The 6546-nt window shown below is 44.8% G+C and carries 3 protein-coding genes; all 3 read right to left on the bottom strand.

Features of this window, described 5'->3' with window-relative positions; all coding sequences use genetic code 11:
* Positions 1-845 precede the first annotated feature (845 nt).
* The 3 genes from M0Q40_12235 to M0Q40_12225 are packed head-to-tail and all read right to left on the bottom strand — an operon-like array spanning position 846 to position 5660.
* Positions 846-3095, bottom strand: a complete 2250-nt coding sequence (locus tag M0Q40_12235) for an AAA family ATPase (protein ID MCK9223363.1) — start codon at positions 3093-3095, stop codon at positions 846-848.
* Positions 3082-3747 (bottom strand): hypothetical protein, encoded by a 666-nt coding sequence (locus M0Q40_12230; GenBank protein MCK9223362.1) that lies wholly within the window; start codon positions 3745-3747, stop codon positions 3082-3084. Before M0Q40_12230 ends, M0Q40_12235 begins: the two co-directional genes overlap by 14 nt.
* Positions 3748-3788: 41 nt before the next feature.
* Positions 3789-5660: an SIR2 family protein gene (locus M0Q40_12225; GenBank protein MCK9223361.1), complete on the bottom strand. Its 1872-nt coding sequence runs from the start codon at positions 5658-5660 to the stop codon at positions 3789-3791.
* Positions 5661-6546: the final 886 nt, after the last annotated feature.

Genomic DNA, 6546 nt, shown 5'->3' with positions numbered 1-6546 from the left:
ACGTTCCTCCCAAAGCTGACGTTTGTCTTGGGTCACCACACAAGTCACCTCACTTGGTTATGATGGTTCAATTATCCCATCACAACAAAGCTGTCGCCATGTGGGTTAGCTTTGACGCTTACAAAGCTCTTGGGCTCAGATGCCGAAGAGTCTCGTCAAAAAGGGTCTTCACCAATTGGTCATCTGGTAGATCAATACTATATTCCCCCAAAGCCATGACCTCCATTGTCCTCGAAAAGCTTCAACCAACCCCGGTTGCTCTATTTACGTCACTAGCCTCCAAGAAACCACCTAATACGATCTACGCATATGCAGGTTTTTACCGTTAACCGCAACTTCAATCCCTTCGTTGTCCTCCCAAATGTCGACGATCAAAATTAGCCAAATATGAATGCTATGCTACCAAGAGTGACTGCGCCAGATCTACTAGCTCCACCAGAATTATAGGCCGAGGGAAGTCTTGGACCACCCGTTACCAACTACCAATAATCATCCGTCCTGAGGGCAGACACAGTACCGGGTATCAAATAACGATCTGGCAAAACGATTCCACCATTCTCTTTCTCCTTTAGCGAATCACCCCTAAGCTCTGCGTTAACTTGAAACACACACCAGACTATGAGCATGTTCCACATTTTCTGGTAAATGACAACAAACCCATGTGATTACCCGCAAGGCCTTCGTATCAAAAGGTAAGTTGTTTTCACTTTTCTGAAGACGATCGGTCGTCTTCTTGAAGAGTACGGTCTGCGATAAATCACCCTTAAGTCTTGGCAACCATCGTTACTAAACATAGCAACAAAGTTGTCTCTGTATGTACATCTGGTTCTTACACTTCCAACGCACTAGAAATCAGTCCCTGCAAATAAGGTCTCATCGAGCAAATCGGCGAATCTCTCGTTTACCTCATGGGTCGATGACCCGCAACGAACTTCTAGTTGCTCTATGACCGGGCCTTTTTTAGGATGCCAGTCTTTAAAGTCCAACACCCGCATGGTCCTACCCTTTGGCGGTATAAGATAACCGATTAGCTCATCGGTAACATCCTCGTGATGTGAAGCAATGAATACCTGTCTTCGTAGATGCTTACCATCCGTAGGCCCATACGCGATCTGTCGTATGAGGGTCGCCAGTCTTGGCAACTGTGTCATATCAAGCGTGGCCGTGAAATCATCGAAGGCTATTACTTCAAACCAAAGCATATCCCGAATTGATGCATTCAACGCCAACAGGACAGATATGGCCAGCTGGGCTCTTTGCCCCGACGAGAAAGAACTCAGAATCCGTTTATCATCTGATTGTATCCGCCAAAGCTCCTTTTCACGCTTCTTTTCACGCTTACGTTCAGGTGCAAGTTTGATCGGGGAAATACCGGGCACTGAGAAAAACCTATCTAGTATGTAACTCATATCTTCAGCAAAACGTTCCTGTGAGTTAGCAGACACTAATTCAAGATTGCTTATTGTACTAGTTCCTTTTGCAGACTCTTTTTTTAGGGCATCCGCGAGCGCATTCATTTGACTTAAGGCCGTTCTGTATGACTCACTCTTTCTCCTTTGCTTCTCATGCTCAATCTCGTCTGATTCTATCTTCTGCCAGTTCTTCAATGCTCTAATGACATTATCCATGGGGTTTTCGTGTACAACTGGATTCTTTGCTTCCAGTTGCAGCATAGATAGTAGTTCGCTGCCGAGTACCGTTTCTTTACCTTCCTGTTTTAGCTTCTCGATCTGTGATTCTAGCCCAGGGATATCATTGACCAGCTTCCACACCTTTTCGGTGGCTTGTACTGATTCCTGAAGTAGCGCCATTTGCTTATTCGCATCATTTATTTCTTTCTCCCTATCTCTAATGCTTTCTACTAAACCCTTGTTCCAGACATCGAACTGCTGATCCACCGGCGGATCATAAGCATCTAGTCTCCTTACAGCCTCATCCAACCATTGAACTACGTCGTGTGGGATAGCATAATCATCCACTGCTTGGGGAATAGCTTTCCATTGTTTACCGGCGCTACGCAGGGTACCTATGATCTCCGAAAGACCAATCCCGCTTTCGTACCTGAAATGCTGTCCCAAAGACCGCAGCTCTTGTAGCTTCTCCCTGAGTTTAGGTATGTGTTCTTCGAGCTTACTGATTTCGTCTTTAGCTTCCTGAAATTTTCTTTCGGTTAATATTATCATCGATTCTTTGGAAACAGCCAACAACCCGGCTATGTTTTTTTGCTCTACCTGTTCCTTCGCGATTCGTTCAGTAACTTGCCTAGAAACATGTTCCGCATACTCCTGGAGCTGGTCAAGCGCGCCCTTGGGGTCAGAACTCCCTACAGAAGATTTACCAACCTTAGAGGAACATCCCGCAGCCCAACTACTCAAAAGCACAACCCATCGCGCACCCAGTCTAGTCCCCTCTCCTACTACTAGGTTACGCGGAAATTCAGGTATCGTATCAAAACACTGCTTTTTGTACGGAGACTCTAAGGTCCTTTGCCATGCATCCTGAAGTTGGTTAGCAGCCTTAATACGCCTTTCATTGGTCTGCTGCTCAGTGGGGATTTCAGATTCAGGGCTAAGGTTCTTTGCTGAACTCTCAACTGTATACCGGGCCTTACTGATAGTGTTAGTTATGGATGAAATGCTTACTGGGACAGTAACTAGAAAGTTCGCTAAAGTCACTTCTGCCGATTCTTCTTCGAATAGATACTCTATGATATCCTGGTAGAAGAAACTTGCTCTGGCAGCAAGCTGTCTGTCGCCGTCTGTATAGACTAAAGGTAAATCAGTGCCCCCCTTGATTTGATTATTCGTGTCAATATCTATTCTGAACTGCTTGCTCCGATCTTCACCAAGCTCTGCTTCCATCTTGATCACTGCTTTATCAAATCCATTAGAAACTAATGGCACGCGTTCAGGGTAAAAGTGCCCGGTTAGTGCTATACATAAAGCATCCATGAGACTGGTCTTGCCAAAACCGTTCGGTCCGGTGATTATGACTATGTCCGCGTCAGTGTTTAAGCATTTGCATTTTTCGCCACAAAAGCCTCTAAAATTGCATAGGTCGATGGATTTCACTTTCTTGATCTTATCCCGCACCATCAGCTACCACCAACCTTTCGATTTCCTCAATCCGCATCTCTACCGACAAATTGAACCTTTCCTCGAAGGCTTTTGGATCATCAACGATACCCTGTTGACCTAATTCGACCAGAATGTCTTTTACCGTATCCAGAATCTCGACTTGTTCATCGGATAATCCATCTTTGCTTTTTACCTCAGCATCGATTTTCTCGACAAAAGCATGTGTATCTATTCGTTCAAGCTTAGCTTCAAAACAATCATAGCTGATAGGGAAAAGTATCCTTCTGATACAATCCTCCTTGGTAGTTTCGCTCATGTCTGCGTCATAAACCAAAACCACAAAATCTCCCCGATGCCAATTCTGATCATGTCTAGCCTTCATTGCCTTGGTCCGTAGTTCACTATCGGTATTAGAAAGAAACATAATACAAAAGCATGGAGCAAACAAACCAACTTGCTGTGCCAACTGTCTAATTGCCCGCATGGTATTGCCAATATAGCGCCCAAATCCTTCAGTAGAGGTCATCTGAACGCTGTTACCTGGTTTTTCCTCGTCGAAGACAACACATATCGCGTTGTCTGTAGCATAAATGTTCTTTAAATAAAACTGGTCCCGGTATCCTCTGCGAGGCCCTAGATTACTAATATCTAGTCTCGCGCATTCCAGCATGTCGTTCCCTTCTTGCTCATGCACTGGACCTCATGCTCCTTTCAAAGTGGAACCGCTACAGCTGAGAAACGTTCCCGATGTTCATTAACTATGGACATACATGAGACAATATTATTCTTGAAGGTTTGCACTACCTCGTTCGGCTCGCAGGTCCAGTCAATAGCATTTTTTCTCAGTAAATGTGCAAGGGGCACCGAATAATAAGGAATGGCGCGCACTGTATCTTCGGACTCTTCTACGTATATAATTCCTTGTTCCGTCTTCACTGTTCTACCAATAATAACTTGTATGGCAATGTTGATTTGGTCCAACACGGCGGAGGACTTAACCAGTTCACGGTCTTGGAAACTGCACTGGTGATGCGCAATGCACAGCAGCATTCCAGTCCCTGCTTTACCATTCAAGTATATCGCAGTGCCAATCTGTGGTTGATCGACAACCTCGCCCCATTTCAGATCAATACCATCTGAATTAGTATCAAGCAAATATGCAATAAGAAAGAAAGATGGGATGAGCATGCATTTGTCCACAAGTGCAGCGTACCAACCAGTCGACATTGGTTGTCCCCGATGCCTCATCTGCCAAACATGATGCGAAAGTCTTGTTGAGTCGCCATCTAATGTGAGTAACTCAGGAAATCGACCAAATACAGCATTCTTAGAATCTGGAGGTTCTTTTGGAAGTAGCCACCATCGTAACTCCTGCAGCAAAGCATCTGCGCAGGGGACCAATGAATCAACAAAATACCAAAAGGACGAACCCCGCTCCAAATGTTGCATCAGCAACTGCCAGAAAACCGCAATATAGACATACTGCCAAAAGATATCCGCTGGAAGTCGTCGCGAGCCATCCTTGGCATCCACAACTGCCGAAATGGGGGTCGCCTCTACATCATCAACCCGTGGTAGCGCGTTAGCATTACCCCCGTAAAGGTCACCAATATGAGTGAAGAAAATGACATCTTCACCGGTAAAATAATTCGCACTACCAAGCCAGTTGCCGGCTAATGACCGCCCACTGCCCGTGGTTCCGAATTTAAAGAGAACCTGTTTTTGCTCAAAGGTCAGCGTCTCATAGGCATGAATAAACAGTGCATTCGGATGCTCCCATGGCCCCTTGGCTTCGCTGGGCTCCTCCGGATTGGAAGTAAACTCCTCTAGAACTTGTATAATGGTGTGACGTACTTGTGGTTCTGGACTACCAAACCCAGAAAAGACAAGACTACGGGTCCGCAGTCTATCCTTTAGCATCTCCCTACTCCAATGACGTTGTCTCCAATCCTGTAGCTGCGATTCTGTAAGCAGTATTTTCTCGCAGTAAGACTCCCGCTCCTCGTCGTCACTTGCATCCTTTAGGCACTTGGCACATCCATTAATATGGTATACTTTCAGAAACTGATAATTGTTGTGTCTTCTTTTTCCTGAGTACTGCCGATAAGTCTTTAAATCAGTTATTTCCATTACATTGTCCTCGGCACCGTCCTGAACACAAAAGCTTTCGTTATATGCCTTGGACAAGCATATATCATAGTTTGAAGTTATGATCTCTTCAATACATCCTTCCCGAGCAAGAAAGGCTATGTAGCGGTGAGCCGGCAGTGGTACAAGCTTAGTAAAAGAATCGATCTTAAGAACACCACAGACAAGAGAGCTATACGGATTACCTTTACTATACACTTTCCATAGGTATTCCTCGGAGAGTTGAGCCAACGAATCGTTTGTACTACAACTATTTAGATCTTCAATGGCATTTTTGAGACGGTTTACCATTTCTTCTGTTTTAGCAATGGTCCGTTCATCATGTGCAGTGATGGCATTCATTGAAACCCCGGCGCCGATAAAGGGCACGGCACCCCCATCAAGCACTCTATCTATCAGTCTTTGAAATCTAGTTTCAATGGCTTCTTGAACCATACGCCCCCCACGCTCTCATAAGTCTACGCCGAGTACCACTCATCACATCAGCAGCCCAGCTCTGGCATACCAGAACGATAAAACTAAAATAATCAACCTTATTCCATATTCTTCATTGTCTATTGCGATCCCTGCAACAGGTTTTTCACACATCTAGATTAAGAACACATGCTATTTGAGTCTCGTTTCCAAAGTTAGACGTCTTCATTAAATACCAGGTAAGACATAGGTTCATTGGATAACTAACCATCTGTACAAGCATCTTTCGCCACAATAGGGTTAATCAGTTCCGTTTGCGTACCGATCCTATTCTTGTAAAATACTACTCATACATGGTGTATGGACTTTGAGTGAAGGCGATTGCACACCGGTACGAGTTGGTGACCTCGGATGATAGTCTGTTCAATTGTGTCTAGTCTGCCATCCGTGGCTGAATCCCGACTGATTAGTTGGCTTGTAGATATGCTAGTGGTGTCCCAAGCTAGAACGCCGGAGAGCATTTCTTTTATGTCGACCTCTTAACACTCCTGGCATGACCCCGCAAAGAAGAACAACTAACCTCCATTTCATGGACAGAACAAAGGAATTTAGAGCTGTGACCATGCGAGACATGGGAAGGCTGCCTGCAAGAGGATATGGGGTTCCTTGCCAAAATCATTTAAGAAAACATATGAGCTAAGGCTTATTTAGGATTACCCATTTTAAGGAATCTAGTCCTCCTAGGGGGGACAGGGTCCCGTTCTTCGCTCCCGCATTAATGTAAAGGGTTCATCTCCGTAAGTGTTGATCAAAATGATTAGAAAAAGGACATCGGGTAAATACTCCCAATAGAGTTAAAACACAAGGAGATGACCCGATGTCTACTATCAGTATACCCAGATTGTTT

The organism is Limnochordia bacterium (genome assembly GCA_023230925.1).
Lineage (GTDB): Bacteria > Bacillota > Limnochordia > DUMW01 > DUMW01 > JALNWK01.
The sequence above is the reverse complement of the archived record's forward strand: the minus strand, read 5'-3'. Positions and strand labels throughout refer to the sequence as shown.